Origin of the sequence: Streptomyces sp. NPDC006385, from assembly GCF_040612485.1 — a bacterium.
GTDB lineage: Bacteria > Actinomycetota > Actinomycetes > Streptomycetales > Streptomycetaceae > Streptomyces.
Window position 1 is genome coordinate 14,953 of sequence record NZ_JBEXQG010000046.1, and the last position, 24,678, is coordinate 39,630.

At 74.4% G+C, this 24,678-nt stretch carries 26 protein-coding genes; 21 read left to right on the forward strand and 5 right to left on the reverse strand.

Going from position 1 to position 24,678, the window contains the following annotated elements:
- Positions 1–33: 33 nt before the first annotated feature.
- From ABZ078_RS29070 to ABZ078_RS29120, 11 genes are all read left to right on the forward strand, one after another.
- Positions 34–1,668, forward strand: a complete 1,635-nt coding sequence (locus ABZ078_RS29070; protein ID WP_356580038.1) for a carbamoyltransferase C-terminal domain-containing protein — start codon at positions 34–36, stop codon at positions 1,666–1,668.
- Positions 1,665–2,666, forward strand: a complete 1,002-nt coding sequence (locus ABZ078_RS29075) for a glycosyltransferase (RefSeq protein ID WP_356580041.1) — start codon at positions 1,665–1,667, stop codon at positions 2,664–2,666. The genes ABZ078_RS29070 and ABZ078_RS29075 overlap by 4 nt, the downstream gene beginning before the upstream one ends.
- Complete coding sequence (locus ABZ078_RS29080; RefSeq protein WP_356580042.1) at positions 2,663–3,223, forward strand: HAD family hydrolase; 561 nt, start codon at positions 2,663–2,665, stop codon at positions 3,221–3,223. The genes ABZ078_RS29075 and ABZ078_RS29080 overlap by 4 nt, the downstream gene beginning before the upstream one ends.
- Positions 3,220–4,227 carry a glycosyltransferase family 9 protein gene (locus tag ABZ078_RS29085; protein ID WP_356580044.1) on the forward strand — a complete coding sequence of 336 codons (1,008 nt, stop codon included), beginning with the start codon at positions 3,220–3,222 and terminating at the stop codon, positions 4,225–4,227. The genes ABZ078_RS29080 and ABZ078_RS29085 overlap by 4 nt, the downstream gene beginning before the upstream one ends.
- Entirely contained in the window at positions 4,224–5,186 is a 963-nt protein-coding gene (locus ABZ078_RS29090) for a glycosyltransferase (protein WP_356580046.1), read from the forward strand. Before ABZ078_RS29085 ends, ABZ078_RS29090 begins: the two co-directional genes overlap by 4 nt.
- Entirely contained in the window at positions 5,183–6,418 is a 1,236-nt protein-coding gene (locus ABZ078_RS29095; RefSeq protein WP_356580048.1) for a glycosyltransferase, read from the forward strand. Before ABZ078_RS29090 ends, ABZ078_RS29095 begins: the two co-directional genes overlap by 4 nt.
- Positions 6,415–7,170, forward strand: coding sequence for an SIS domain-containing protein (locus ABZ078_RS29100; RefSeq protein ID WP_356580049.1), 756 nt, complete (start codon positions 6,415–6,417; stop codon positions 7,168–7,170). Before ABZ078_RS29095 ends, ABZ078_RS29100 begins: the two co-directional genes overlap by 4 nt.
- The gene (gene rfaE2 / locus ABZ078_RS29105) at positions 7,167–8,981 is read left to right on the forward strand and encodes a D-glycero-beta-D-manno-heptose 1-phosphate adenylyltransferase (protein WP_356580051.1); all 1,815 of its coding nucleotides are present in this window, start codon (positions 7,167–7,169) and stop codon (positions 8,979–8,981) included. Before ABZ078_RS29100 ends, rfaE2 begins: the two co-directional genes overlap by 4 nt.
- Before the next feature lie 62 nt (positions 8,982–9,043).
- Positions 9,044–10,114: a glycosyltransferase family 9 protein gene (locus ABZ078_RS29110; protein ID WP_356580053.1), complete on the forward strand. Its 1,071-nt coding sequence runs from the start codon at positions 9,044–9,046 to the stop codon at positions 10,112–10,114.
- On the forward strand, positions 10,092–11,036 hold the full coding sequence (locus tag ABZ078_RS29115; RefSeq protein WP_356580055.1) for a glycosyltransferase: 945 nt from the start codon (positions 10,092–10,094) through the stop codon (positions 11,034–11,036). The genes ABZ078_RS29110 and ABZ078_RS29115 overlap by 23 nt, the downstream gene beginning before the upstream one ends.
- A complete protein-coding gene (locus tag ABZ078_RS29120; protein ID WP_356580057.1) occupies positions 11,033–11,956 on the forward strand; it encodes a glycosyltransferase in 924 nt (307 codons plus the stop codon). Before ABZ078_RS29115 ends, ABZ078_RS29120 begins: the two co-directional genes overlap by 4 nt.
- A gap of 28 nt (positions 11,957–11,984) precedes the next feature.
- Here the strand turns inward: ABZ078_RS29120 and ABZ078_RS29125 are convergent, their stop codons facing one another.
- Positions 11,985–12,173 carry a hypothetical protein gene (locus ABZ078_RS29125; RefSeq protein ID WP_356580059.1) on the reverse strand — a complete coding sequence of 63 codons (189 nt, stop codon included), beginning with the start codon at positions 12,171–12,173 and terminating at the stop codon, positions 11,985–11,987.
- 388 nt (positions 12,174–12,561) lie between these two features.
- Between ABZ078_RS29125 and ABZ078_RS29130 the strand changes: the two genes are divergently transcribed.
- Together ABZ078_RS29130 and ABZ078_RS29135 are read left to right on the forward strand one after the other, a co-directional pair.
- Entirely contained in the window at positions 12,562–13,770 is a 1,209-nt protein-coding gene (locus ABZ078_RS29130) for a polysaccharide pyruvyl transferase family protein (RefSeq protein WP_356580138.1), read from the forward strand.
- A gap of 26 nt (positions 13,771–13,796) precedes the next feature.
- Entirely contained in the window at positions 13,797–15,248 is a 1,452-nt protein-coding gene (locus ABZ078_RS29135; protein ID WP_356580061.1) for an FAD-dependent oxidoreductase, read from the forward strand.
- A 26-nt stretch (positions 15,249–15,274) separates the two neighbouring features.
- Here the strand turns inward: ABZ078_RS29135 and ABZ078_RS29140 are convergent, their stop codons facing one another.
- Positions 15,275–16,918, reverse strand: coding sequence for a right-handed parallel beta-helix repeat-containing protein (locus ABZ078_RS29140; RefSeq protein WP_356580063.1), 1,644 nt, complete (start codon positions 16,916–16,918; stop codon positions 15,275–15,277).
- A 191-nt stretch (positions 16,919–17,109) separates the two neighbouring features.
- Between ABZ078_RS29140 and ABZ078_RS29145 the strand changes: the two genes are divergently transcribed.
- Positions 17,110–17,889 carry an SDR family oxidoreductase gene (locus ABZ078_RS29145; RefSeq protein WP_356580065.1) on the forward strand — a complete coding sequence of 260 codons (780 nt, stop codon included), beginning with the start codon at positions 17,110–17,112 and terminating at the stop codon, positions 17,887–17,889.
- 19 nt (positions 17,890–17,908) lie between these two features.
- On the opposite strand, the gene ABZ078_RS29150 is transcribed toward ABZ078_RS29145, so the two are convergent.
- Complete coding sequence (locus ABZ078_RS29150) at positions 17,909–18,481, reverse strand: GNAT family N-acetyltransferase (RefSeq protein WP_356580067.1); 573 nt, start codon at positions 18,479–18,481, stop codon at positions 17,909–17,911.
- A 121-nt stretch (positions 18,482–18,602) separates the two neighbouring features.
- Between ABZ078_RS29150 and ABZ078_RS29155 the strand changes: the two genes are divergently transcribed.
- The gene (locus tag ABZ078_RS29155) at positions 18,603–19,061 is read left to right on the forward strand and encodes a PPC domain-containing DNA-binding protein (protein WP_356580069.1); all 459 of its coding nucleotides are present in this window, start codon (positions 18,603–18,605) and stop codon (positions 19,059–19,061) included.
- Positions 19,062–19,063: 2 nt separating this feature from the next.
- The gene (locus tag ABZ078_RS29160) at positions 19,064–20,083 is read left to right on the forward strand and encodes a sigma-70 family RNA polymerase sigma factor (RefSeq protein ID WP_356580071.1); all 1,020 of its coding nucleotides are present in this window, start codon (positions 19,064–19,066) and stop codon (positions 20,081–20,083) included.
- 21 nt (positions 20,084–20,104) lie between these two features.
- Here ABZ078_RS29160 and ABZ078_RS29165 read toward each other — a convergent pair whose 3' ends face one another.
- Positions 20,105–20,758: a phosphoribosyltransferase family protein gene (locus tag ABZ078_RS29165; protein WP_356580073.1), complete on the reverse strand. Its 654-nt coding sequence runs from the start codon at positions 20,756–20,758 to the stop codon at positions 20,105–20,107.
- 175 nt (positions 20,759–20,933) lie between these two features.
- Between ABZ078_RS29165 and ABZ078_RS29170 the strand changes: the two genes are divergently transcribed.
- From ABZ078_RS29170 to ABZ078_RS29180, 3 genes are all read left to right on the forward strand, one after another.
- Entirely contained in the window at positions 20,934–21,332 is a 399-nt protein-coding gene (locus ABZ078_RS29170; RefSeq protein WP_356580075.1) for an SseB family protein, read from the forward strand.
- A 136-nt stretch (positions 21,333–21,468) separates the two neighbouring features.
- Positions 21,469–22,359, forward strand: a complete 891-nt coding sequence (locus ABZ078_RS29175) for an SDR family oxidoreductase (RefSeq protein ID WP_356580077.1) — start codon at positions 21,469–21,471, stop codon at positions 22,357–22,359.
- 40 nt (positions 22,360–22,399) lie between these two features.
- The gene (locus ABZ078_RS29180) at positions 22,400–22,852 is read left to right on the forward strand and encodes a YbhB/YbcL family Raf kinase inhibitor-like protein (protein ID WP_356580079.1); all 453 of its coding nucleotides are present in this window, start codon (positions 22,400–22,402) and stop codon (positions 22,850–22,852) included.
- A gap of 70 nt (positions 22,853–22,922) precedes the next feature.
- Here ABZ078_RS29180 and ABZ078_RS29185 read toward each other — a convergent pair whose 3' ends face one another.
- Entirely contained in the window at positions 22,923–23,834 is a 912-nt protein-coding gene (locus ABZ078_RS29185) for a polysaccharide pyruvyl transferase family protein (RefSeq protein WP_356580081.1), read from the reverse strand.
- 134 nt (positions 23,835–23,968) lie between these two features.
- On the opposite strand from ABZ078_RS29185, the gene ABZ078_RS29190 reads away from it, so the two are divergent.
- Together ABZ078_RS29190 and ABZ078_RS29195 are read left to right on the forward strand one after the other, a co-directional pair.
- Positions 23,969–24,208: a hypothetical protein gene (locus ABZ078_RS29190; protein ID WP_356580083.1), complete on the forward strand. Its 240-nt coding sequence runs from the start codon at positions 23,969–23,971 to the stop codon at positions 24,206–24,208.
- Positions 24,209–24,312: 104 nt separating this feature from the next.
- Positions 24,313–24,672, forward strand: coding sequence for a hypothetical protein (locus tag ABZ078_RS29195; RefSeq protein ID WP_356580085.1), 360 nt, complete (start codon positions 24,313–24,315; stop codon positions 24,670–24,672).
- Positions 24,673–24,678 lie beyond the last annotated feature (6 nt).

Genomic DNA, 24,678 nt, shown 5'->3' on the forward strand with positions numbered 1-24,678 from the left:
AGCACCCACCCGCACGCCGCACGGAGGCATCGCATGCGCGTCCTGGGAATCAACGCCCTCTTCCACGACCCCGCCGCCGCCCTCGTCATGGACGGCAGGATCGTGGCGGCGGCGGAGGAGGAACGCTTCAGCCGCCGCAAGCACGGCAAGCGCCCCCTGCCCTTCTCCGCCTGGGAACTGCCCGAACTGTCCGCCCGATGGTGCCTGGACCGGGCCGGCCTGACCCCGTCCGAGCTGGACGCGGTCGCCTACTCCTACGACCCCGAACTCGCCCGTCCGGCAGAGCAGTTGGGCCTGCACGACCCCTGGGACCACCTGCGGCAGGAATACGCGCGCCGCGCCCCCGAGTTCCTCGCCGAGGCCCTGCCGGGACTCGACCCGGACAAGGTCCGCTTCGTCGCCCACCACGTCGCGCACGCCGCGTCCGCCGGGCAGGCCGCCCCGTACCCCGACAGCGCCGTCCTGGTCCTGGACGGCCGCGGCGAATGCGGTTCCCACCTCGCCGGCCGCTACGCGAACCGCGAACTCACCGTCCTGGGCTCGCAGTCGCTGCCCGACTCGATGGGCCTGTTCTACGAGGACCTCACCCAGCACCTCGGATTCCTGCGCAGCAGCGACGAGTTCAAGGTGATGGCACTGGCCTCCTACGGCCGGCCCCGCTTCCTCGACCGGCTGCGCGAGTACGTCCACCTGGACGGCGACGGCGGATTCCGGGCCCGCCCCGTCCCGTGGGCGTCGCTGGTCCCGCCGCGTCCGAAGGACGGCCCCTGGACGCAGGACCACGCCGACCTCGCCGCCGGCGCACAGGCCTGCCTGGAGGAGGTCCTGCTCGGCCTCGCGCGCTGGCTGCACGACCGTACCGGCGAGGAGGTGCTCACGCTCGCGGGCGGTGTGGCGCTCAACTGCGTGGCCAACACCCGGCTGCACCGGGAGACGCCCTTCCGCCGCGTCTGGGTCCAGCCCGCCGCCGGGGACGCGGGCACCGCTCTCGGCGCCGCCCTCCACATCGCCCACCAGAAGGAGGCCGTGGAGGCCATGCCGACCGCCGCTCTCGGCCGCGACTGGAGCGACGAGGAACTGCGGGCCTGGCTGGATGCCGCGGCCGTGCCCTACGAGGAACCCGACGACATCGCCGAGACCGTGGCCGCCGAACTCGCCGGGGACGGCATCGTCGCCTGGTTCCAGGGCCGCAGCGAGTACGGGCCCCGGGCGCTCGGACACCGCTCCCTGCTCGCCCACCCCGGCCGCGCGCAGAACCTGGAACGCCTCAACGCCGTGAAGGGCCGCGAGGAGTTCCGCCCCGTCGCCCCCATGGTGCTGGCCGAGCGGGCCGCGGAGCTGTTCGACGGGCCGCTGCCCAGCCCCTACATGCTGTTCGTGCACGACGTCGCCGAGGAGTGGCGGGACCGCATCCCGGCCGTCGTCCACGTGGACGGCACGGCACGGATCCAGACCGTGGACCGCCAGGACGAACCCCTGGTCGCGCGCATGATCGAGGGGTTCGAGCGGCTCACCGGACTGCCCGTCGTCGTCAACACCAGCCTCAACACGGCGGGGCGCCCCATGGTCGACGATCCGCGTGACGCCCTGGAGTGCTTCGGCTCCGCGCCCGTGGACCTGCTCGCCCTCGGACCGTTCGCGATCCGGCGGAAGAAGGTGTTCGCATGACGGGCGCTCCCGCCTACTCCGTCGTCATCCCGACGATCGGACGGCCCTGCCTCGCCGACTGCCTGCGCGCGCTCGCCGAGGCAACCGGACCTGACTACGCGCCCGAGGCGGTCGTCGTGGTCGACGACCGCCCCGAACCCACCGGCGAACTGCCCCTGGAGGCGGCAGGCGACCTGCGCGGGCGGCTGCGCACCCTGCGCACCGGGGGCCGCGGCCCGGCGGCCGCCCGCAACGCCGGCTGGCGCACGGTCCGCTCGCCCTGGACCGTCTTCCTCGACGACGACGTCCAGGTGCGGTCCGACTGGTCCCGCCGCCTCGCGGACGACCTCGGCTCGGCCGGCGCCGGCACCGGCGGCGTCCAGGGACGCCTGCGCGTCCCCCTGCCCGAGGACCGCCGGCCCACCGACTGGGAACGCGGCACGGCCGGGCTGGAGGACGCCGCCTGGGCCACGGCGGACATGGCCTACCGCACCGCGGCACTCGCGGAGGTCGACGGCTTCGACGAGCGGTTCGGCCGGGCCTTCCGCGAGGACGCCGACCTGGCGCTGCGCATGCGGGAGGCCGGGTGGGCACTGCGCCGCGGACGGCGTACGACACGCCATCCGGTGCGGGAGGCCGACGCCTGGGTGTCGGTACGGGCCCAACGCGGCAACGCCGACGACGCGTTGATGACCCGGCTGCACGGCCCCGACTGGTGGGCGCGGGCCCAGGCACCCCGTGGACGACTGCCCCGGCACGCGCTCGTGACGTCCCTGGCGCTCACCGCACCCGCGCTGGCGCTGACCGGCCGGCGCCGCGCCGCCACGCTCGCCGCGGCCCTGTGGGCGCTCGGCACCGCCGAGTTCGCCCTGGCCCGCATCAAGCCCGGGCCGCGCACCCCGCAGGAGGTCACCACCATGGTCGCCACCAGCGTGGTCATCCCGCCGCTCGCCGTCCGCCACTGGCTCGGCGGCCTGGTCCGCCACCGGAGTGCCACGCCCCTGAGGAGCACGCCGTGAACCCGCGCGGCACGGGCGGCCGAGGACGCGTGGCCGCCGTCCTCTTCGACCGCGACGGAACCCTCGTCGAGGACGTCCCCTACAACGGCGACCCCACCCGCGTCCGCCCGCTGCCCGGCGCCCGGCAGGCACTGGACCTGCTGCGCGCCGCCGGCATCCCGACCGGGGTCGTCAGCAACCAGTCGGGCATCGGCCGCGGACTGCTGACGGACACCGACGTCCGCCGCGTCAACGACCGGGCGAACACCCTGCTCGGCGGCCTCGACACCTGGGTCTACTGCCCGCACCCGCCCGACGCCGGCTGCGGCTGCCGCAAACCCCGGCCGGGACTGGTCATCGAGGCCGCCCGGCGCCTGGGCGTGCCCCCCTCGGACTGCGTGGTGATCGGCGACATCGAGGCCGACGTCCTGGCCGCGCGCGCCGCCGGCGCCCGGAGCGTGCTCGTGCCCAACGCGGCCACCCTGCCGGAAGAGGTCGAGACCGCGCCCAGTACGGCCCCCGACCTGCTCACGGCGGTCCGCCGCCTGCTCGCCGAGACGGGTGGTGATCGCCCGTGAGGACCCTGGTCGTCCGCCTCGACAGCTTCGGCGACGTCCTGCTCGCCGGACCCGCGGTCCGGGCTGTCGCGGCGCACTCCTCCCACGTGACGATGCTGTGCGGCCCCCGCGGCGAACCCGCCGCCCGACTGCTGCCCGGCGTGGCCGACGTGATCGTGTGGGAGGCCCCCTGGGAGGGCTTCGACGCGCCCACCGTCCAGGACGCCGACGTCGACGGCCTCGTACGCCGCCTGAAGGACGCGGCGTTCGACGCCGCGCTCGTGCTGACCTCCTTCCACCAGAGCCCGCTGCCCACCGCGCTGTTGCTGCGCCTGGCCGGCGTCCCGCGGATCGGCGCCGACAGCGTCGACCACCCCGGCCGCCTCCTCGACGTACGGCACCGCAGGCTCCCCGGCCGCCACGAGGCCGAGGCCGCCCTCGACACCGCCGCCGCCATGGGCTTCCCGCTCCCCGCCGGGGACGACGGGCGGCTGCGCGTCCTGCCGCCGCCCGACACCATCGCGCTGACCGGCAACGGCCCGTACGTCGTGCTGCACCCGGGTGCCAGCGCGCCCGCCCGCGCCTGGAGCCCCGAACGCTGCGCCGAGGCCGTCGAGTCGCTCTGCGACGCCGGGCACCGGGTCGTCGTCACCGGCGGCCCCGACGAGACCGGCCTCACCCGGAAGGTCAGCGGCGGCATCGCCGTGGACCTCGGCGGCCGGACCGAACCGCGCACGCTCGCCGGAGTGCTGCGCACCGCCGACGTCGTGGTCTGCGGCAACACCGGCCCCGCCCATCTGGCCGCGGCCGTCGGCACTCCGGTCGTGTCCCTGTTCGCTCCCGTGGTCCCGGCGGAGCGCTGGGCGCCGTACGGAGTGCCGAGCGTCGTCCTCGGCGACCAGCGGGCCCCCTGCGCGGACAGCCGCGCCCGGCGGTGCCCCGTCCCCGGCCACCCCTGCCTGGAGGAGGTCACGGGCCACGACGTGGTGAGCGCGGTCCGCAAACTGCTGAAGGAGAGCGCATGAACGTCCTGGTGTGGCATGTGCACGGTTCATGGCTGACGTCGTTCGTGCAGGGCCCGTACGACTTCCTCGTCCCCGTGACCCCCGACCGCGGACCCGACGGCCTCGGACGGGCCAGAACATGGCAATGGCCCCCCACCGTGCGGGAGTCGAGCCCCGCCGAGCTGCGCGAGGCCGACATCGACCTCATGGTGCTGCAACGGCCGCACGAGCTGGAACTGGCCCGGCGGTGGACCGGCCGCCGCCCGGGCGTCGACGTGCCGGCCGTGTACGTCGAGCACAACAGCCCGCACGAGTCACCCGTGGACACCCGGCACCCGCTGGCCGACCGGACCGACATCACGCTCGTCCACGTCACCCACTTCAACCGGCTGATGTGGGACAACGGCCGGGCCCCCACCACGGTGATCGAGCACGGCATCATCGACCCCGGCCACCTGTGGACCGGCGAGGAGCCGCGCGCCGCCGTCGTCGTCAACGAGCCCGTACGGCGCGGCCGTACGACCGGAACCGACCTGTTGCCCGAGTTCGCCCGCGCCGTGCCGCTGGACGTCTTCGGCATGCGCACCGAAGGGCTCGCGGACCACCTCGCGCTGCCGCCCGACCGGCTCCGCAGCCGCGACCTGCCCCAGAGCAGACTGCACCCGGCGATGGCGCGCTGCCGCATGTACCTCCACCCCGTCCGGTGGACGTCGCTCGGTCTGTCCCTGCTGGAGGCGATGTTCCTGGGGATGCCCGTCGTGGCGCTGGACACCACCGAGGTGCGCGAGGCCGTCCCGGAGGGCGCCGGGGTGGTGTCCAACCGGCTCGACGTACTGCGGGACGCCATGCGCGGATTCCTCGCGGATCCCGTGGACGCCCGGCTGACAGGGGAGGCCGCCAGGGCCGCGGCACAGGCCCGCTACGGAGAGCGGCGCTTCCGGGACGACTGGGAGCGCCTGATCAAGGAGGTCACCCGATGAGCACCAGCCACCCCCCGGCCGGCCGCGTCGCCATGGTCTCCGAGCACGCCAGTCCGCTGGCCGCGCTCGGCGGACCGGACGCGGGCGGACAGAACGTGTACGTGGCGCAACTCGCCGGGCGACTGGTCCGCCGGGGACACGAGGTCACCGTGTACACGCGGCGCGACGACCCCCGGTTGCCGGAACGGGTCACCACACCCGACGGGTTCAAGGTCGTCCATGTGCCCGCCGGACCCGCGGCTCCCATACCGAAGGACGAACTCCCGCCCTACATGCCGGAGTTCGGGGACTTCTTGGCCCGGCAGTGGGCCGCCGAGCCACCCGACGTGGTGCACGCCCACTTCTGGATGTCCGGATGGGCCGCCCTCGCCGGCGCCCGCGAGCTCGGCGTGCCCGTCGTGCAGACCTATCACGCGCTCGGCACCGTCAAGAAGCGGCACCAGGGCGCCGCCGACACCAGCCCGCCCGACCGCATCGCGATCGAGACCGCCGTCGGCCGCCGGTGCAGCCGCATCATCGCCACCTGCAAGGACGAGGTGAGCGAACTCGAGGCCATGGGGCTGTCGCGACGGCACATCTCGGTCGTCCCCTGCGGCGTCGACCCCGAGCGGTTCGCGCCGGTCGCCACATCCCGCAGGCCGGCGTCCGCGCCCCGGCGGCTCCTCGCCGTCGGCCGGCTCGTCCCCCGCAAGGGCTTCGACCGCGCCATCCGCGCCCTGGCCGACGTCCCCGACGCCGAACTCCTCATCGCCGGCGGACCCGAAGCCGCCCTGCTGCTCGCCGAACCAGAGGCCGAGCGGCTGCGCGCGATCGCCGAGGAGTGCGGCGTCGCCGACCGGGTCAGGCTGCTGGGCGGGGTGAGCCGGGAGGAGATGCCGGGGCTGCTGTCCAGCGCGGACCTCGTGCTGTCCCTGCCCCGGTACGAGCCCTTCGGCATCGTTCCGGTCGAGGCCATGGCCTGCTGCGCCCCCGTCATCGCCACCGCCGTCGGCGGACAGCTCGACACCGTCGTCGACGGCGGCACGGGCGTCCTGGTCCCGGCCGACGACGACCACGACATCAGCGGCACCATCCGCCGCCTCCTGGCCGACCCGGACCTGCTCGCCCGCTACGGCGCCGCCGGCCGGCGCCGCGTCCTGGCCCGCTACACCTGGGACCGCGTCGCCGACGGCGTGACCCGTGCCTACAGCGCCGTCTCCTCCGTCCCCTCGCTCTCGGGAGCCGTCCGATGAAACTCGCCACCGACGTCACGCACTGCGACGACCTGATGAAGGCGCTCGAAGGCTTCCGCGGCTACGCCGCGCCCGTACTCCAGCGCTGGGGCGCCATGCTCGCCTCCCGCCTCGGATCCGGATCCCGGCTCCTCGTCGCGGGCAACGGCGGCAGCGCGGCCCAGGCCCAGCACCTGACCGCCGAGCTGGTCGGACGCTACCGGGACGACCGCCCGGCGTTCTCCGCCCTGGCGCTGCACGCCGACACCTCCTCCACCACCGCCATCGCCAACGACTACGGCGTCCAGGAGATCTTCGCCCGGCAGGTCGCCGCGCACGGCCGCCCCGGGGACGTCCTCGCGCTGCTGTCCACCAGCGGCGCCAGCGCCAACCTGCTCGTCGCGGCGCGCGAGGCCCACCGCCTCGGCATGACCGTGCTGGCCCTGACCGGCCCGGCGCCGAACCCGCTGGCGGGCGCCGCGGACGAGGCCCTGTGCGTCGAGGCGGCGACCTCGGCGACGGTGCAGGAGCTGCACCTCGTGGCCGTCCACATGCTCTGCGAGACCTTCGACCAGGCGGTCGAACGGCGGGAGGCGGCGCGGCGGCGGACCCGGGACGCCGAGCGCGGCGAGACGGCGGAGCGGCGGTACTGGGCCGTCGGCACCGGGGTGGCCCCGGAGGAGCGTCACCGGGCCGACGAACCGCACGAGGAAGCCGCCGGCCGACGCCCCGGGGAACGCTGGACGCTGCTCCTGGAGGAGGACGGAACATGACCGCCCTGGCCGCACTGCTGGTCGTCGGGGACGCCCTGCTCGACCACGACGTCTCCGGCCGAGTCGAACGGCTGGCGCCCGACGCTCCCGTACCCGTCGTCAGCGGGACCCGGCGCGCGACCCGCCCCGGCGGGGCCGCGCTCGCCGCCTGCCTCGCCGCGGCCGACGGCCGGCCCGTCACGCTGATCACCGCACTGGGCGACGACCCGGACAGCGCCGCCCTGCGCGGGCTCCTGACCGACCGGGTGGAACTGATCGAACTCCCTCTCACCGGCGCCCTGTCCAGCAAGACCCGCGTCCTCGCGGACGGCCGGCCGCTGCTGCGCCTGGACGACGGCGAGGGAAGGGCCCGGGAGGGCACGCGGGCGGCGACCCGCGCGATCACCGAGGCCGCGGCCGTGCTCGTCGCCGACTACGGCCGCGGCACCGCCGACGTGCTCCGCGACGCCCTGGCCGACGCGGCGGCACGGGTTCCCGTGGTCTGGGACCCGCACCCACGGGGCCGGCCACCGGTACCCGGCGTACGACTGGCGACCCCGTCCGCCGCTGAGGCACACGCCTTCGCGGGGCGGGCCGAGAGCGCCGGGGCGGAGGCTTCGGCGGGGCAGGTCGGGACCGCTGGGGCGGAGCGTTTGACGGGTGAGGCGGAGGGTGCCGGGGCGCGGGCTTCGGTGAGTCGGGTCGAGGGTGCCGGGGCGGAGGCTCCGGTGGGTGGTGCCCAGACCGCCGGGGCGGAGGCTTCGGTGGGTGGTGCCCAGACCGCTGGGGCGGAGGCTTCGGTGGGTGGTGCCCAGACCGCTGGGGCGGAGGCTTCGGCGGGTGGTGCCCAGACCGCCGGGGCGGAGGGTTTGGCCGGGTGGGCCGAGGACATCGAGGCGCGGGCCGTGGCGGGGATGGCCCAAGGCGCCGGGGCGCGGGCGGGGACCGGTCGGCCCGGCGGTGTCGAGGACCCCGGGCACCGCAGCGAACTGCACACGGCGGCTCAGGACGCCGGGCGGCTCGTGCGTGCGTGGCGGGCGGCGTCCGTGGCGGTGACGCTCGGCGGGCGCGGGGCGCTCCTGTCGCACGGTGAGACGCCGCTGCTCGTGCCGTCGCCGGTCACGGCCGAGGGCGACGCCTGCGGGGCCGGGGACCGGTTCGCGGCGACCGCGGCCGGGCTGCTGGCCGACGGCGAGCTCGTCGAGACGGCCGTACGGGGAGCGGTGCACGCGGCCACCCGCTACGTCGCCGAAGGCGGCGTCCGGACCCTCGCCGTGGACACCGCGCCGACCGGACCCGCGCAGCCATCGCCCGAGGCCGAGCCGACGGACGACGCCCTGCGCACGGCGGCCCGGGTGCGGGCGGCGGGCGGAACCGTCGTCGCCGCCGGCGGCTGCTTCGACCTGCTGCACGCCGGCCATGTCGCGCTGCTCCAGGCAGCCCGGCGTACCGGTGACTGCCTGGTGGTGTGCGTCAACTCCGACGCGTCCGTGCGCCGGCGCAAGGGCGACGGCCGGCCGCTCGTCCCGGAGGCGGACCGGATCCGCGTGCTGCGCGCGCTGGAGTGCGTCGACGCGGTCGCCGTGTTCGACGAGGACACACCGGAACGCCTCCTCGCGGAACTGCGCCCGCACATCTGGGCCAAGGGCGGCGACTACGCCATGGCCCGCCTGCCGGAGGCGCCCCTCGTGGAGAGCTGGGGCGGCCAGGTCGTCCTGTTCCCCTACCTCGACGGCCGCTCCACCACCGGCATCGCCGAGCGAGCGGCCCTGACTCCGGGCACGGCGGGCATGCGCCCGCGGGCCACGGGCGGCGGGCGGAGGCGACGGTGACGGATCCCTCGCGTCGCCGAGCAAGCAGTCCAGCGCCGCGACGTGCGGCGGCACACCGGCCGGTGACCGCGGACGGAACCGGGCCCGAACAGACAGGAACCGGCGTCGGACGCCGCGTGCTGGTGCTGCGGGCGCTCGGGCTGGGTGATCTGCTCGCCGGAGTGCCCGCACTGCGCGGCATTCGCCGGGCCTTCGCCCGAGATCACGTCGTGCTGGCGTTGCCCCCGGCACTTGAGGAGGCCGCGCTGGCCACCGGAGCCGTGGACAGCGTCCTGCCGGCCGAGGCGCCGGGGCGGGGCGTGCCCGCGCTGGATCACTGGTCCGGGCCGCCCCCGGACATCGCCATCGACCTGCACGGCAACGGACCCGAGAGCCGCGACGCACTGGCCGCGCTCGCCCCCCGCCGGCTGCTGGCCTTCGCCGCCCCCGAATCCGAATCCGAATCCGGATCCGTTCCCGATCTCGTCCGGCCCCCCGTCTGGCGACCGGACGAGCACGAGCGCGAGCGGTGGTGCCGCTTCCTCGGCGCCTACGGCATCGTCGCGGATCCCGACGACGTACGACTGCCCCCGCCCGCCGCGCCTTCCCCGGCGCCCGGCGCCGTCGTCGTGCATCCCGGGGCCGAGTCCGCCGCCCGCCGCTGGCCGGCCGAGCGGTACGCCCACGTCGTACGGCGGCTGCGAGCCGTCGGCCATCGCGTCGTCGTCAGCGGCGGCCCCACCGAGGACGCGCTCGTCCTGGCCGTCGCCGAACGTGCCGCCCTGCCCCCGCGGGACCTGCTGCGCGGCGGGCTGCCGTTCGGCGAGCTGTCGGCGCTCGTCGCCCACGCCGCGCTCGTCGTCAGCGGCGACACCGGCCTCGCCCATCTCGCGGTGGCCCACGGCACACCGTCCGTGACCCTCTTCGGACCGGTGTCGCCCCGGCTGTGGGGACCCCCGCGCGCCGAGCGGCACGTGGCCCTGTGGAAACCCGGCCCACCGGGCGATCCGCACGGTGACGTCCCCGACCCGCAGTTGCAGCGGATCGAGGCCGAGGAGGTGTGCACCGCCGCGATCGGCCTGCTGGCACCCGTTCCGACACCTGCGCGGCCACAGAAGGGAGGTGACGTTCATGACCCATCAGTTCGCGCCTGACGCGCCGCCTGCCCGTGCGGACGGACCCGACGGGCGTGTCACCGTCGCGGTGATCACCCGTGACCGTCCCCTGAGTGTGCTGCGCACCCTGGACGCCCTGGCCGCCCTGCCGGAGCGGCCCCGCGTGATCGTCGTGGACAACGGCTCCGACGACTCGACCTGCGCCGCGGTGCGGCGCCACCCGGCGGCCAGCCTGCTCCTCAGGCCATCCGAGAACACCGGCGCCCTCGGCCGGAACCTCGCCGTACGGCACGCGGACACGCCCTACGTCGCGTTCAGCGACGACGACTCCTGGTGGACCCCCGGCGCCCTGCGCCGTGCGGCCGACCTGCTCGACGCGCACCCTCGCCTGGGCCTGCTGGCCGCCCGCACACTGGTCGGCGCCGACCAGGCGGAGGACCCGCTCAACGCCGTGCTCGCCGCCTCACCCCTGCCGGACCGGCCCGACCTGCCGGGCCGCCCGGTGCTCGGCTTCCTGGGCTGCGCCTGCGTGGTGCGCCGGGACGCCTTCCTCGCGGCCGGCGGCTTCCATCCACTGCTGTTCTTCGGCGGGGAGGAGACCCTGCTCGCCTACGACCTCGCGGCCGCCGACTGGGGGGTGACGTACGAACCCTCCCTGACGGCCCGTCACCTCCCCGAGCCGGGAGGCCGCCACGGCCGTAGCCCCCTGGTACGCCGCAACGAGGTACTGACCCTCTGGCTGCGCCGCCCGCTCCCCGTGGCCCTCGGCGCCACCGCGCGCCTCGCGGCCTCGGCCGCCAACGGTGAGCCCGGCGCCCGCCCGGCGCTGCGCGGAGTGCTGACGCGACTCCCCGCCGCCGTCGCGCGGCGCAGGCGGCTGCCGGCGCACGTCGAGCACGCGGCCCGGCTGCTGGACGGGGGTGGTGCGCCCGCACCGACGCGGGGGGACCGGCCGGCATGAGCGCACCCAACACCACGCCCGGCGGGCCGGACGGCCGTACGACCGTGGTGGTGATCACCCACAACCGGTGCGCGGAGCTGCTGCGCACCCTCCGGCTCCTGCGGAAGCTGCCGGAACGACCGCGGGTCGTCGTCACCGACAACGCCTGCACCGACGGAACCGCCGAAGCGGTGCGGCGCGAATTCCCCGACGTCGTGCTGCTGCGCCCCGGCCGCAATCTCGGCGCGGTCGGCCGCAACCTGGCGGTGCGCCTGGTCCGTACGCCCTATGTGGCCTTCTGCGACGACGACAGTTGGTGGGAACCGGGCAGCCTGCGGCGGGCGGCGGACCTGCTCGACGAGCGGCCGCGACTCGCGGCGGTCACCGCGCGCATCCTCGTCGAGCCGCACGGCACCGAGGACCCGGTCGTACAGGAACTCAGGGAGTCCCCGCTGACGGGGCCCGACTGGCTGCCCGGGCCGGCCCTCGGTTCCTTCCTCGCGGCCGCCACCGTCATGCGCACCGACGCCTTCCGCGCCGGGGGCGGCTTCCACCCGGGCCTGTGGCTCGGCGGCGAGGAGGAACTGCTGGCCACCGACCTCCAGCGGCAGGGCTGGTGGCTGAGCTACACCGAGGATTTGACCGTCCACCACGAGGCTTCGGTGCTGCGGGACAGCACCGCACGCCGGATCCTCGGACTGCGCAACACGCTCTGGTTCACCTGGCTGCGCCGCCCGCTCCTGCCGGCCCTGCGGCGTACGGCCCACCTGATGGCCACCGTCCCCCACGACGTGGCCTCGGCCCGCGCCTTCGCCCGCGCGGCGGCCGGCCTGCCCTGGGTGCTGCGGCAGCGCGACCCGGTGCCGCCGGAGATCGAGGACCGGCTGACGGCCCTGCAGCGCGCCCGGCGCTCCTCACCCGCACGCAGGTACGTCGGGTGAGAGCGGTGCCGACGGCGTCAGGTGGGCGTCAGGAGGTGCTCTCCGGGCCGTCGCCGTCCTGGCCGGCGAGGTCCTCGGTCGTCTCGGGGGCGTCGTCGCGCTCGCCCTCCGCCTGGGACGGTGTCGTGTACTCCGGAGCCGGATGGTGGGCCCACGGGGTCTCGGCGTCCTCGCGCTCGCCCTCGGCCTGCGACGGGGTGTGGTGGCTCACGCTCATCGTGGTCGTCCCTCCTACGCACGGGACGGTCGGCCGGCCCTCTCCCGGAGCGGGCGAGGGGCCGGGCACCGTCGAGCGCACGTCCGTGTACCCCCTCGCGCCCCGGTGACACGGTGCCGCCCGCCCGCATGGCTCCCGCACGACGGGTACTCGTCCGGCGGTACGGCCCGGCGGTGGAAAGGACGCGCGGTGCGCGAGCACCCATACTGTCTCTACGGGCGGACCGAAAGTCCCGAGGTGAGGTTTCCACCCGAAGGCCCGGGCAACCCGGGCCCGACGCCATGACGGCGTGTTGCCCCCCATAGACCCCAGTACGCAGTCCCCGGGCGGCCGAGCCGTCCAGGGGCTGCTCGTGGGTCCCGCTCGCCTCCTCGAACGGGAGTTCCGGATGACGATCAACCAGCACCCGTCGCCCGTCTCGTCCCCACTGCGGATCGGTCTGCTCGGCTCGTACGGCGGGTGCAACATCGGTGACGAAGCGATCCTGATGTGTGTTCTGAGCTGCCTGCGCGCCCATCGGCCGCACGCCCGACTCGTCGTCTTCAGCCGGCACGCCGAGCACACCCGCACCCATCAGCCGGAGGCCGACGAGGTGGTCGACTGGGAGGGCGTCCCGCAGAAACCCGTCCTGGACGCGCTGGCCGGGCTGGACCTGCTGGTGCTGGGCGGCGGCGGGATCCTCTACGACGGGGAGGCGCGGCGCTATCTGCGGCTGGTGAAGGCGGCGCACGAGCGCGGCGTGCCCACCTTCGCCTACGCGGTCGGCGCGGGCCCGCTGCGCGAGGCGGACGACCGGGAGGCCGTGCGCACCGTGCTGCCGCAGATGACCGAGGTCGTGGTGCGGGACGAGGAGTCCCGCCTCGTCCTGGAGGAGGTCGGCGTCGACCGCGAGGTCACCGTCACCGCCGACCCGGCGCTGCTGCTGACGCCGGAGCCCTTCACCGAGCAGATGATGCGCCAGGAGGGCCTGCCCACCGACACCCGGCTCATCGGGATGTCCGTGCGCGAACCCGGCCGGGCGGCGGAGAAACTCGACGAGGACGACTACCACGCGCTGCTCGCCGACGTCGCCGAGTTCCTCGCGCGGCGCCTGGACGCGCACGTGGTCTTCGTGCCGATGGAACGCCAGGACGTCCGCCACGCCCACGGCGTCCTGTCCCGGATGAGCGCCCCGGACCTGGGCCGCATCCTGCACAACTCCTACAGCCCCGGCGAGATCCTCGGCTTCATGAGCCATCTGGACATGGTCGTCGGCATGCGACTGCACGTCGTGATCTTCGCCGCGCTCACCGGCCTGCCCGTGCTGCCGCTGCCGTACTCCGGCAAGGTCTTCGACTTCGCCCGCCGTACGGGGGCACCCGCGCTGGTAGGTGTGGCGCGGGAACAGGCCGGGCTGCTGCTCGCGGAGGTGGACCGGCTCTGGGACGAGTTCCCGCGGCGGCAGGAGGACCTGACCACGCGGGTACGGGGACTTCAGGCACTGGCCCGGGAGACCTGCGCCCGCTGTGGCTTCCTGCTGGACTCCATCGACGGGGTCGTCCCGGGTGACGAGCGGGGGGCGGCGGCTGTCCATCTGCATGACGTCGTGACCCCGTGACCCCACCGATTCGACGGGAAGATGCGATGCCGATCCTGGAACCACCCCGACCCGGCGAGACCGTCACCCTGCCCCCGCGTGCGGCCCGTCACGGCGGCCGCACGGACGTCCTCGTCGTCGGCGGTGGCCCCGCCGGCACCGCCGCCGCCTACGCGGCGGCCGACGCCGGCGCCGACGTCGTGCTCGTCGAGCGCTACGGCTTCCTCGGCGGCAACGCGACCGTGGCGCTGGTGATGCCGCTGATGTCCTTCCACAACGAGCAGAAGCAGGCGGTCTTCGACGAGGGCGGCCACGACAGCCGGCTGCTGCCCACCGACCACGGGGAGGGCGAACCGGTGGTGGCCGGCTTCCTGTGGCTCCTGCTGGACCGGCTCGCCGCACGCGGCGGCTGCATCCCGCCGTCCCCCGACACCGGCTACACGGTGCCGTTCGACCCGGAGACCTACAAGTTCGTCCTCCTCGACCTGATGGACCAGGTGGGCGTGCGCATGCTGTTCCACTCCTTCGCCTCGGCCGCGCTGCCCCTCGACGACGGCTGGCGGGTGGTCTTCGAGACCAAGTCCGGCCCGGTGGTGATCGACGCCGGTGTCGTCGTCGACGGCACGGGCGACGGCGACATCGCCGCGGCCGCCGGGGCGCCGTACGAGATCGGCCGGCCGGAGGACGGGCTGGTGCAGCCGATGACGCTGATGTTCCGCGTCGTCGACTTCCTGCAACCGATGTTCTCCGAGTACGTCAGCGAGCACCCCGACCAGTGGCGGGGCGTGCACGGGCTGTGGGACCTCGTCCAGGAGGCCACCGAGGCGGGCGAACTGCGCCTGCCGCGCGAGGACATCCTGTTCTTCGGCACCCCGCATCCCCGCGAGGTCAGCGTCAACAGCACCCGGGTCACCCGCGCGCTCGGCACCGACGTGTGGGACCTCAGCCGCGCCGAGTACGTCGCGCGCCGCCAGATGGAACAGATCGACCGCTTCCTGCGCCGCCACGTGCCCGGCTTCAGGAAGTCGTACGTGGCCCAGAGCGGCGTCCAGATCGGCGTACGGGAGACCCGCCGCATCCTCGGCGACTACCACCTGACCGGACACGACATCCTCGCGGCGCGCTCCTTCCCCGACGCCGTCGCGCACGGCGCCTACCCGGTGGACATCCACAACCCCAGGGGCAGCGGCACCGTCCTCAAGCGTGTTCCGCGCGGGCACTTCTACGACATCCCGCTGCGCTGTCTGCTGCCCAGGGACACGGACCGCCTGCTGGTCGCCGGACGCTGCATCTCCGGCTCGCACGTGGCGCACTCGTCCTACCGCGTCATGCCCATCTCGATGGCGACCGGTCAGGCGGCCGGTGTCTGCGCCGCGCTGTCCGTGCGGCTCGGCCGCAGCCCCCGCGAGGTGCCCTACCACCTCGTCCAGCGCGCCCTCAGGCGCCAGGGCGCCCATCTGCGCCTCGGCCCTCGCGGTCCGGTGCCCCAACGGCGCTGACACCGGCTCCGGCCGCCGGCGCCCGGTCAGGCCTCTGTGTCGGTGTCGGTGTCGTCGTCGGTGTCGTTGTCGCGCCAGTGGCCGCCGTCGGGTTCGGTGTCGAAGCGGGTGGCCGACGAGGCGTTGCCGCAGAAGTCGTTGCCGACGACGCGGCCGCCCCTCCACCGGCCGCCGTGCCTGAGCCACAGGCCGTGCGTCTGGGTGCCGGGCCGCTGGTCGTCCCAGATCCGGTTGCCGGTGACCTGCGCTCCCGTGATGTCCGCGGCGGTGGTGATCCCGGCGCGCGGCGCCGGCGAGTCCGGCAGCCGGTACGCGGAACCCGCCTCGGGTGTCCCGTCGAGCCAGGCCGTGCCCGCGCCCGGGCGCATGGGCGCCAGGGCAAGCTGCGTCGACGTGTTGAACGTGACCACGGCGCTCTGCCCGCCCACCGTCAGCCGTTTGCCCCGGTGTCCGTCAGGTGGCCAGTCGGCGTTCTCGTCGGTCAGGGACAGGCTGGTGAAGTGCACCCCGTCGCCGCTGCCGGAGGCCGCGGGCGCCGCGCGCCGGCCGTTGTTGCGGATGCGGTTGCCCATGATCGCCGGATCCCGCAGAGCGGCGTCGACGCGGATGCCGTCGAGCGCGTTGTCCCGGATGTCGTTGGACTCCAGCACGAGGTCCGCGACCGCTTCCTGATCGCCGCCGGCGAGGTTGTGCTCCCAGTAGCCGTAGCGGCCGTTGTCGCTGACGCGGTTTCCGCGAAACGCGTACGGGCCGGGGGTGTTGCCGAACCCGATGCCGTCGCGCACGTTGCCGTCGATCACACAGCCGGTGACGATGCCGCCGCGTCCGCCGATGCCCGCGGTGCCCTGGGAGGACACGTCGAAGCCGGCCTCGTGGTTGGACAGCATCGTCGAGGACGTGACGATCAGGCCGTCGGCGCCCCAGTCGGAGATGCCGAACCGGTTGTCCTCGGCGTGGCAGGCCGTGATGCGGATACCCCGCGGCGGCGGCCAGTCCTCCTTCTGCAGTTCCACGAAGATGCCGTTGGTGCCGTTGCCGAGCGCGGTGCAGGACGTCACGGTCAGCCGCTCGACCATGCCCCAGCCGCCGATCCCGATCCCGATGCCGGCGCCGCCCATCCGGTCACCGGGGTCCTGCCGCCCGCAGCGCGCGGCCAGCACCCCTTCGACGACCGTGTCCTGCAGGAAGTCGCAGCCGAAGCCGGTGGCCGCCGTGTCGTGCACGTACAGGTCGCTGAAACGTCCGCGCAGCACGTACTGCAGCCCGAGCCCCTTGGCCAGGGCGTCGTACTCCTCCGTCACCACGCCCGAGCCGTCGACCTCGAAGTGCGCGAAGGTGATGTCCTCAAGGTGGTTGTGCGGGCCGGCGTCGTGCAGCTCGGAGGTGAACCAGGCCAGCGGGACCGGTGTCCTCGGGGCGCCGGGATTGCACAGCACGAAGCAGGTGGCGCCGCGTCCGGCCCCGATCAGCGACACACCGCTGCGCCATACGACGGCCTGGTCCCGGATCACGTAACGCCCGGCGGGGACGTGCAGGACGCGCGGCCGGCCGTCCGCCTCGCACGCCGCGCCCAGCGCGTTCACCAGCTTCGCGAGGGCCGGCTGGTCGTTGGTCGTGCCATCGCCGAGCAGGCCGTGCTCGCGCGCGTCGACGGTCAAGGGCATGGACATCGTGCCGCTCCTCTCAGGGGGCGCTCCGGCGACCGGCGGACGCGGGCAGCGGGCCGGTGCTCGCGGGGCGACCTCCGGTGATCGCCGAGTACCAGGCATGCGCACGACCTATGCCCGGACCGGTCCGGCGGCGCCCGGACGACGGCACCCCGCGATCCGTGGCCGTGGGGCACGCCGCCTAGGGTGCGGGCATGACCGCACAGGCGTACCTCTCCGAACTGTTCTCCCTCGACGGCCGCGTCGCCGTGGTGACCGGCGGCAGCTCCGGCATCGGCCGGGCCATCGCGGAAGCCCTCGCACGCGCGGGAGCGAGTGTCGTGGTCGTGGCGCGCGGGGAGGCCGAGCTGGCCGCGACGGTCGACGAGCTGGCGGCCCACGGCTGCCGGGCGGCCTGGGTCAGCGCCGACCTCGGCACACGCGACGGCGTGCGCGCGGCGGCCGAGGCGGCGGCCGGGACATTCGGCGAGCCCGACATCCTCGTCAACAGCGCCGGGATCAACCTGCGGCCCCCGCTGGGCGAGCTGGGCGAGGACGTCTGGGACACCACCATGGCCGTGAACCTTGAGGCCCCCCACCTGCTGGGGCAGCGGTTCGGGCCGGGCATGGCCGAGCGGGGCTTCGGGCGGATCATCCACATCACCTCCCAGCAGGCGCACCGGGCGTTCGTCCAGAGCGGCGCCTACGGCGTCTCCAAAGGGGCACTGGAGTCGCTGGCCCGTTCCCAGGCCGAGGCATGGTCGCCGTACGGCGTCACCTGCAACACGCTCGTGCCGGGGTTCGTCATGACGCCGCTGAACGCACGCCTGTCCTCCGACCCCGGGAAAGTGGCGGCGCTCGCCGCCCGGACGATGGTCGGGCGCAACGGCCTGGCCGAGGACTTCGCGGGGGCGGCGGTGTTCCTCGCGAGCCGCGCCTCCGCCTACGTCACCGGGCAGGCGATCTTCGTCGACGGCGGGTTCTCCGTGCACTGAGCCCGGCCGGGCCGGTCCGTCAACGCAGGTCGAGCCGCATCAGGATCCGGGGATGGCCGGCCAGCACCGAGGTGGTGTCGGCGACGTGGACGAACCCGGCGCGTTCGAAGTTCTTCCGGAGCCCGGCGTACGCCGTCGTCAGGTCGACCCTGGCGTCCCCGTTGTCGAGCGGGTACGCCTCGACCGCCGGTGCCCCGTGCGCGCGGGCGAAGTCGACCGCGCCGGCGATGAGGGCGTGGGTGATGCCCTGCTTGCGGTGGCCGGGCCGGACGCGGACGCACCACAAGGACCAGACCGGCAGGTCGTCGACGTGCGGGATCTTGCGGCCCCGCGCGAAGGACGTGGCCGAGCGCGGCGCCACGGCGGCCCAGCCGACCGGTTCGGCACCGTCGTAGGCGAGGACGCCCGGCGGGGGATCGGCGCGGCACAACTCGGCGACGTACTCACCGCGGGACGGCCCGCGCAGTTCGTTGTTGAGCTTGGACGGGATCCGGTAGCTCAGGCACCAGCAGACGTTCGCTCCGGGCGACTTCGGGCCCAGCACCGCACGGACGTCCTCGAATACCGAAGCCGGACGAACTTCGATGGCCATGGCACCACCCTGTCACGGTGGGGCCGCGGGCGCCGCGGAGGCCGCGTGACCGGCGTGACCGGCTTGACCGGCGTGACCGGCGTCGGCGTAGGCGCCGGGCGACGCGGGTACCCGGGCGGGCATGAGGTGGCAACAGGTGCAAGCCTCCCCGGCCTCGGTGTACGTGCTGGTGCTGGCCCCGGAAGAGGACGCCCTCGCCGAGATCACCGGCTTCGCCCGGGAGCAGTCCCTCGGGGCGTCCCAGGTGACCGCCGTGGGCGCCTTCTCACGGGCCGTGGTGGGCTGGTTCGACCGCGACGCCAAGGACTACCGGCGCATCCGGGTCGACGAACAGTGCGAGGTCCTGTCCCTGCTGGGGGACATCGCCGTCGGTGAGGACGGACCGACCGCGCATCTGCACGCCGTGCTGGGACTGTCGGACGGTACGACGCGCGGGGGTCATCTGCTGGAGGGCCAGGTGTGGCCGACCCTGGAGGTGATCGTGCGGGACAGCCCGGCGGCGCTGGCGAAGATCCACCGCCCCGACCTCGGCCTCGCGCTGATCGACCCAGGGGAATTCGGACGGGACGGAGGGCCGTGAGGATGCCTCCCCGGACACAGACTCCCGCGAGCGATCCCCGGGTGGGCCGCCGCGCCGCCACCCGCACCGCACGCGCACGCGGCCGGGTCCCGGAGCCCGACGAGGAACCCGATCTGCTCGGCCGGTACCTGGCCCGGATCGCGGCGACCCCACTGCTCACGGCGCAGGACGAGATACGGCTGGCCCAGCGCATCGAGGCCGGGGTGCGGGCCGCCGGGGAACTGCGCCGGGCCGACGTCGGCGAGCCCGCCCCGGAGCCGGGGCGACGCCGGGAACTGGACGCGGTCTCCCGGGACGGCCGGGCCGCCAAGGACCACATGATCCGGGCCAACCTCCGGCTCGTCGTGGCGATGGCCGAGCGGCGCGCCCACCGCGGCGTGCCGCTGCTCGACGTCATCCAGGAGGGCAACCTGGGGCTGATCGGGGCGGTGGAGAAGTTCGACCACACCAAGGGCTTGGAGTTCTCCACGTACGCCACCTGGTGGATCCGCCAGGCGATCGAGCGGGGCCTGGCCCAGCGCGCCCGCGCCGTGCGGCTGCCGATGCACGTGGTCGAGGAGCTGCGCAAGCTCGGCACGATCGAACGGCGTCTGCGGCACGACCTGGGACGTGACCCCACCGTCGAGGAGGTGGCCCGGGAGAGCGGCTTCGCCGAGGACCGCGTCGACTGGCTGCGCCGGGTCGGGAGGCAGGAGATCAGCCTGGACACGCCGGTCGACGCGACCGGTGAGACCGTGGTCGGCGACCTCATCCCGGACACCGAGGTGCTCCAGTCCGCGGACATCGCCGAGTACCAGGCGCTCGCGGCGGACCTGAGGAAGGCCATCGGCACCCTCGCGCCCCGCGAGGCCATGATCCTCAGCCTCCGGTACGGCCTGCACGACGGGGAGCAGCGCACCCTCGACGAGGTCGCGCGGCACGTGGGCCTCACGCGCGAGCGCGTACGCCGGCTGGAGAAGCAGTCCCTGGCGCGGCTGCGGGCACCCGAGACGGGGCGGCGGCCGTCGGCGTGGGCGAGTTGACCGGCACCCCGCTGCACGGCTTCACGCCGTGGCGTGGAACGCGTGCAGCGTGTCCGCGACCTGAGCGTCCGACACCGGACCGAAGTCCTCGTACCACTCACCGACCGCGTGCAGGGCCGGCGGCTGTTCGAGGCAGATGACGTCGTCGCACTCGGCGCGCATCGCCGTCACCGTCCGCGCGCTGCCGACCGGAAACGCGGCGATCAGCCGGGCCGGACCGTTGCGGTGCAGGAAGCGCAGCGCCGCCCTCGCGGTCAGGCCGGTGGTCAGCCCGTCGTCCACGAGGACGACCGTGCGGCCGTGGACGAACGGGACGTGGCGGCGGCCGCGGTAGACGTACTCGCGGCGGTGCAGCTCGTTGCGTTCCTGGGCGACGACATCGCCGAGCCGGTCCTCGGACAGATGCATCATGGCCAGGCTCTGCCGGTCGTACAGCGGCGGATCATCGGCGACGATCGCGCCGATCGCCGTCTCCGGCTGGATCGGGGTGCTGATCTCACGGGCGACGAGCACGTCCAGCGGGGCACGCAGAGCGCGGGCCACCTCCGCGGCGACGGGCACGCCGCCCGGCGGCAGGGCCAGCACGAGCGGATTGATCAGATCGCCGGAGTCGGCCCACTCGACCAGCCGCAGGGCGAGCTCCTGTCCGGCGTGGGTACGGTCACGGAATGACACGGCGCTCTCCCTCGACGTCGGGGCAGCCGCCGAGTGCCCGGTGGGCGTACCCCGAAACGGGGGCGAGCGGCCCACCCCAGGCAGCGCAAAACGCACATGAGGGACGCAGGATCGGGTACCCGAGCCGTCCGGTGCGTACCGGACGGAAGCGCACGACACGGCGACGGGACGAACCATGACCGACCCCCACTTCGAGAGCGGCGCCATCGCGGCCCAGCAGGCCCTGCGCACGGTCGTCGAGAAGGGCGCGGACGAGGCGGCACTGAGCACGCTGGCCCACAGCGAGGTGCTGGTGCCGGCGGCGACGAACGCGGAGGGCCCCCCTCCCACGGCGCTGACGCTTCCCGTGTTCGAGCAGGAGGACGGGACCGAACTGGTACCGGTCTTCACCACGCAGGAACGCATGAAACAGGCCATGCCCAGGATGCGGCGGCACCGCAGTGTCCAGCTCGGCGCCCTCGCCCACGGCTGGCCCTCCGAGAACCTGTCCCTGGTCATCGACGCGGGCACGCCCGAGCAGCTGGCGCTGACGGCGCACGGCGTCAAGGCACTGCTGGACCGGGGCGACAGCTGACCTCACGTGTGTGCGTGGACCGTCGCGCCATCCGCGCCGCAGCGACGCCCGCGTGACCTAAGTAGTCGCTTTTCGGCCGGTGCCGGGCGGGAACCCGGATCGCCGTCCAGGACCGCCGAGCGATCAGGAGGCCGTTGTGACGGACCCGCGGCACACCCAGCAGAATCCGGCCACCCAGCACCCGCAGCCCGACTTTCCCGCCCAGGACCAGCCCCACCCCGGATGGACCGGGCCGATGGATCCGCCGCCCGACCACGGTGAGGAGAGCTACCGCGGCACCGGGCGACTCGAAGGCCGCGCGACCGTCGTCACCGGGGGCGACTCCGGGATCGGGCGGGCGGTGGCCCTGGCCTTCGCCCGCGAGGGCGCCGACGTGCTTTTCACCCACCTCGACGAGGAGGCGGACGACGCACGCGAGACGTCCCGGCTCGTGGAGGACGCCGGCCGCAAGGCGGTCGCCGTGTCCTGCGACATCCGCGAGGAGCGCAACTGCCGGGCCCTGATCGAGCGTGCCGTCGCGGAGTTCGGGCGCATCGACGTCCTGGTGAACAACGCCGCCTACCAGATGTCCCAGCCGGACGGCATCGAGGCGATCACGACCGAGCAGTTCGACCGGGTCATGCGCACCAACCTCTACGGCATGTTCTGGCTGACGAAGTTCGCCTTGCCGCACATCCCCGAGGGCGGGAGCGTCATCAACTCCACGTCGGTGCAGGCGTACAAGCCCAGCCCGCATCTGCTGGACTACGCGATGACCAAGGGCGCGATCGTGACGTTCACGCAGGGGCTGGCCCAGATGCTGGCCGACCGCGGCATCCGCGTCAACGCGGTCGCGCCGGGGCCGGTGTGGACACCGCTGATCCCCGCGACGATGCCCGACACGGTCGAGTTCGGCAAGCAGAGCCCGCTGGGCCGCCCGGCGCAACCCGCCGAACTGGCTCCGGCGTACGTCTATCTCGCCTCCCAGGAGGCCAGTTTCGTCACCGCGGAGATCCTCAACGCGACCGGCGGGACACCCCTTCCCTAGGGCGCGTGTGGCTCGCGCTCCTGCGGGTACTGCGGCGCGCATGACCGGAATCGAACTCAAGAGCTCCGCGTTCGACGACCACGCGATGATCCCGCGCCGCCACGCCAAGCAGGGCGAGAACGTCTCCCCGCCGCTGACCTGGTCCGGCGTGCCCGACGAGGCGGCCGAGCTGGCCCTGCTGTGCGAAGACCCGGACGCCCCGTCGGGGACCTTCGTCCACTGGCTGCTCACCGGCATCGATCCGCACACCGACGGGCTGCCGGCGGGCGGCACGACCCCGGGGAGCCACCCGCACACGAACGGCTACGGGGAATCCGGCTGGGGCGGCCCCCAGCCCCCGGTCGGCGACGACGCGCACCGGTACGTCTTCCGCCTCTACGCCCTCCCGGGCCCCGTCTCCATCCCGGAGGCGGCCACGGCCGACGAAGCACACCGGGTGCTCGACCGGCAGCAAGTGGCGAGCGGAACACTCGTCGGCCTCTACCAGCGCTGACGGGCCCAGCCGGGCGCACCAACGCTGACGCTGACGGGCCCAGCCGGGCGCACCAACGCTGACGGCCCACCTAGTCGCCGAGGCGCGTGACGAGCGCGTCGAGCGCGTCGAGGAGCCCGTCCGCGCCGTCCTCGGGCGGTCCTGCCAGGAACGCCCGCCTGCGGTGCCGGGCCGTCTCGCGCCCGTACGAAAGGCACCAGCCCCACCAACGGTCCAGCTCAGCGGCGTCCAGGCGCTCGGCGGGCACGAGGGCGGGCCAGTCGCACGCCCGTGCCTGCGCGGTCACCTTGGCCCCGCCGACGACGGGATCGACGGCCAGCGCCGGGGTCCCGGCGCGCAGGGCGAGCACCAGGCCGTGCAGCCGGTCCGTGACGACACAGTCCAGCCGGGGCAGCAGGGACTGGAACTGGTCGGCGGTCGTGCACAGCCGCCAGTCACGGGAGTCGAGCCGGGTCTCCAGTTCGACCGGCGCGCAGTCCAGACCGCCGAGCCACCGGGTCACGGTGTCGGCGACCTCCTCGTGCCGGCGACGCCCGCCGTACTCGCGCTGGCCGTGGGTGAGGATCACTCCGACGACGGGAGCGGGAGCGACGGGAGGGGCGCTCAGGGAGAGGTCGAGCACCGGGGCCGCGCCGGGGGCGTCCCGGGCCAGTACGCGATGGAAGCCGGTGACGGCGGGATCGGCGGGGTCCAGCACCGAGGTGCCGACCGCGATGCGCCGGCACCGGTCGAACCGCCGGTGCAATCGCTCCACCTGCGGACCGTGCAGCGGTCCGCACACGAACAGCAGATCGGAGTACATCTGCGGCCGGACGTCCTCCAGATGCAGCGCCTCGTCCGCGTACCCCGGACTCCACGCGGTGTCGTAGGCGAGCCCAGCCCGGGCCAGCAGCTCCTGGACCCGCCTCAGGGCGAGCACATCACCCGCCGTGACCTCGCCCTCCCGGAGGCTGAACCACCCGGTGAGCAGGATCCTTCGCATCCGGTCACACCCCCGTACCCGTCCGGTCATGGGCGTGCCGGGTACCCGGCCGGTCGTGGGCCATGCGACGGACGGGCCCGGCACGGCCGGTACGCCGGGCTGCGTATCGGCCGCGCAGAGCGCATGGTGGTGACATGAGCACGCGTCCCCCCGTGGTGGTGCTGCCGCCGGCGTCGGACGGCGGGCGTGAGGTGACGATCCGCGGCGAACCGGCGGGCACCGCCTACAGCCTGTTCGACGTCCTGGACCTGGTGCACCGCGCCGACCTGCCCGCCGAGGACCGGGCCGTCGACGATCCCGAGCTGATCGAGTGGCGCGGCGGCGGGCCGTACGACTGGAACGAGACCGACACCTCCGGCACGGCCGGTGAGTGAGCCCGGGCGCCACCCTCGGATGTCCGAGGTTCCCGCCGGAGCGCCGCTGACCTTGACTGAAGGCGGCACACCGAACGGAACCACTACATCACGGGGACACACGCATGAACCGCAGGAAGACCGCTCTCGCAGCCGGCCTGGCCACCACCGTCTCGGCCCTCGCCCTCACCGTCGGCGGCCCGGCCGCCCCCGCGCAGGCCGCGGCGCCCGCCGACGCCGCGGCCATGGCGGGCACCGTCGACTGCGACGGCTGGGTGCACAACAACAACCCGGACCACGGCATCGCGGGCTGCAAGAACAACACCGACCGCACCGTCACCTTCCGCGCCGAGATCGTCTGCGGCTGGGCCCCGGACGTCTCCGGCCAGTGGGTGACGCTGGCCCCCGGCCAGTACGGCGAGTCGTCGGGTGTCTGCGCCCTCTACAGCTCGGGCGTCGGCAGCGTGGGCTGGACCATCCAGTAGGGCTAC

Coding starts and splice junctions, on each gene's coding strand:
- ABZ078_RS29070 (WP_356580038.1), top strand. CDS start 34: ATGCGCGTCCTGGGAATCAACGCCCTCTTCCACGACCCCGCCGCCGCC.
- ABZ078_RS29075 (WP_356580041.1), top strand. CDS start 1,665: ATGACGGGCGCTCCCGCCTACTCCGTCGTCATCCCGACGATCGGACGG.
- ABZ078_RS29090 (WP_356580046.1), top strand. CDS start 4,224: ATGAACGTCCTGGTGTGGCATGTGCACGGTTCATGGCTGACGTCGTTC.
- ABZ078_RS29095 (WP_356580048.1), top strand. CDS start 5,183: ATGAGCACCAGCCACCCCCCGGCCGGCCGCGTCGCCATGGTCTCCGAG.
- ABZ078_RS29100 (WP_356580049.1), top strand. CDS start 6,415: ATGAAACTCGCCACCGACGTCACGCACTGCGACGACCTGATGAAGGCG.
- rfaE2 (WP_356580051.1), top strand. CDS start 7,167: ATGACCGCCCTGGCCGCACTGCTGGTCGTCGGGGACGCCCTGCTCGAC.
- ABZ078_RS29115 (WP_356580055.1), top strand. CDS start 10,092: ATGACCCATCAGTTCGCGCCTGACGCGCCGCCTGCCCGTGCGGACGGA.
- ABZ078_RS29120 (WP_356580057.1), top strand. CDS start 11,033: ATGAGCGCACCCAACACCACGCCCGGCGGGCCGGACGGCCGTACGACC.
- ABZ078_RS29125 (WP_356580059.1), bottom strand. CDS start 12,173: ATGAGCGTGAGCCACCACACCCCGTCGCAGGCCGAGGGCGAGCGCGAG.
- ABZ078_RS29130 (WP_356580138.1), top strand. CDS start 12,562: ATGACGATCAACCAGCACCCGTCGCCCGTCTCGTCCCCACTGCGGATC.
- ABZ078_RS29135 (WP_356580061.1), top strand. CDS start 13,797: ATGCCGATCCTGGAACCACCCCGACCCGGCGAGACCGTCACCCTGCCC.
- ABZ078_RS29140 (WP_356580063.1), bottom strand. CDS start 16,918: ATGTCCATGCCCTTGACCGTCGACGCGCGCGAGCACGGCCTGCTCGGC.
- ABZ078_RS29145 (WP_356580065.1), top strand. CDS start 17,110: ATGACCGCACAGGCGTACCTCTCCGAACTGTTCTCCCTCGACGGCCGC.
- ABZ078_RS29150 (WP_356580067.1), bottom strand. CDS start 18,481: ATGGCCATCGAAGTTCGTCCGGCTTCGGTATTCGAGGACGTCCGTGCG.
- ABZ078_RS29155 (WP_356580069.1), top strand. CDS start 18,603: ATGAGGTGGCAACAGGTGCAAGCCTCCCCGGCCTCGGTGTACGTGCTG.
- ABZ078_RS29160 (WP_356580071.1), top strand. CDS start 19,064: ATGCCTCCCCGGACACAGACTCCCGCGAGCGATCCCCGGGTGGGCCGC.
- ABZ078_RS29170 (WP_356580075.1), top strand. CDS start 20,934: ATGACCGACCCCCACTTCGAGAGCGGCGCCATCGCGGCCCAGCAGGCC.
- ABZ078_RS29180 (WP_356580079.1), top strand. CDS start 22,400: ATGACCGGAATCGAACTCAAGAGCTCCGCGTTCGACGACCACGCGATG.
- ABZ078_RS29185 (WP_356580081.1), bottom strand. CDS start 23,834: ATGCGAAGGATCCTGCTCACCGGGTGGTTCAGCCTCCGGGAGGGCGAG.
- ABZ078_RS29190 (WP_356580083.1), top strand. CDS start 23,969: ATGAGCACGCGTCCCCCCGTGGTGGTGCTGCCGCCGGCGTCGGACGGC.
- ABZ078_RS29195 (WP_356580085.1), top strand. CDS start 24,313: ATGAACCGCAGGAAGACCGCTCTCGCAGCCGGCCTGGCCACCACCGTC.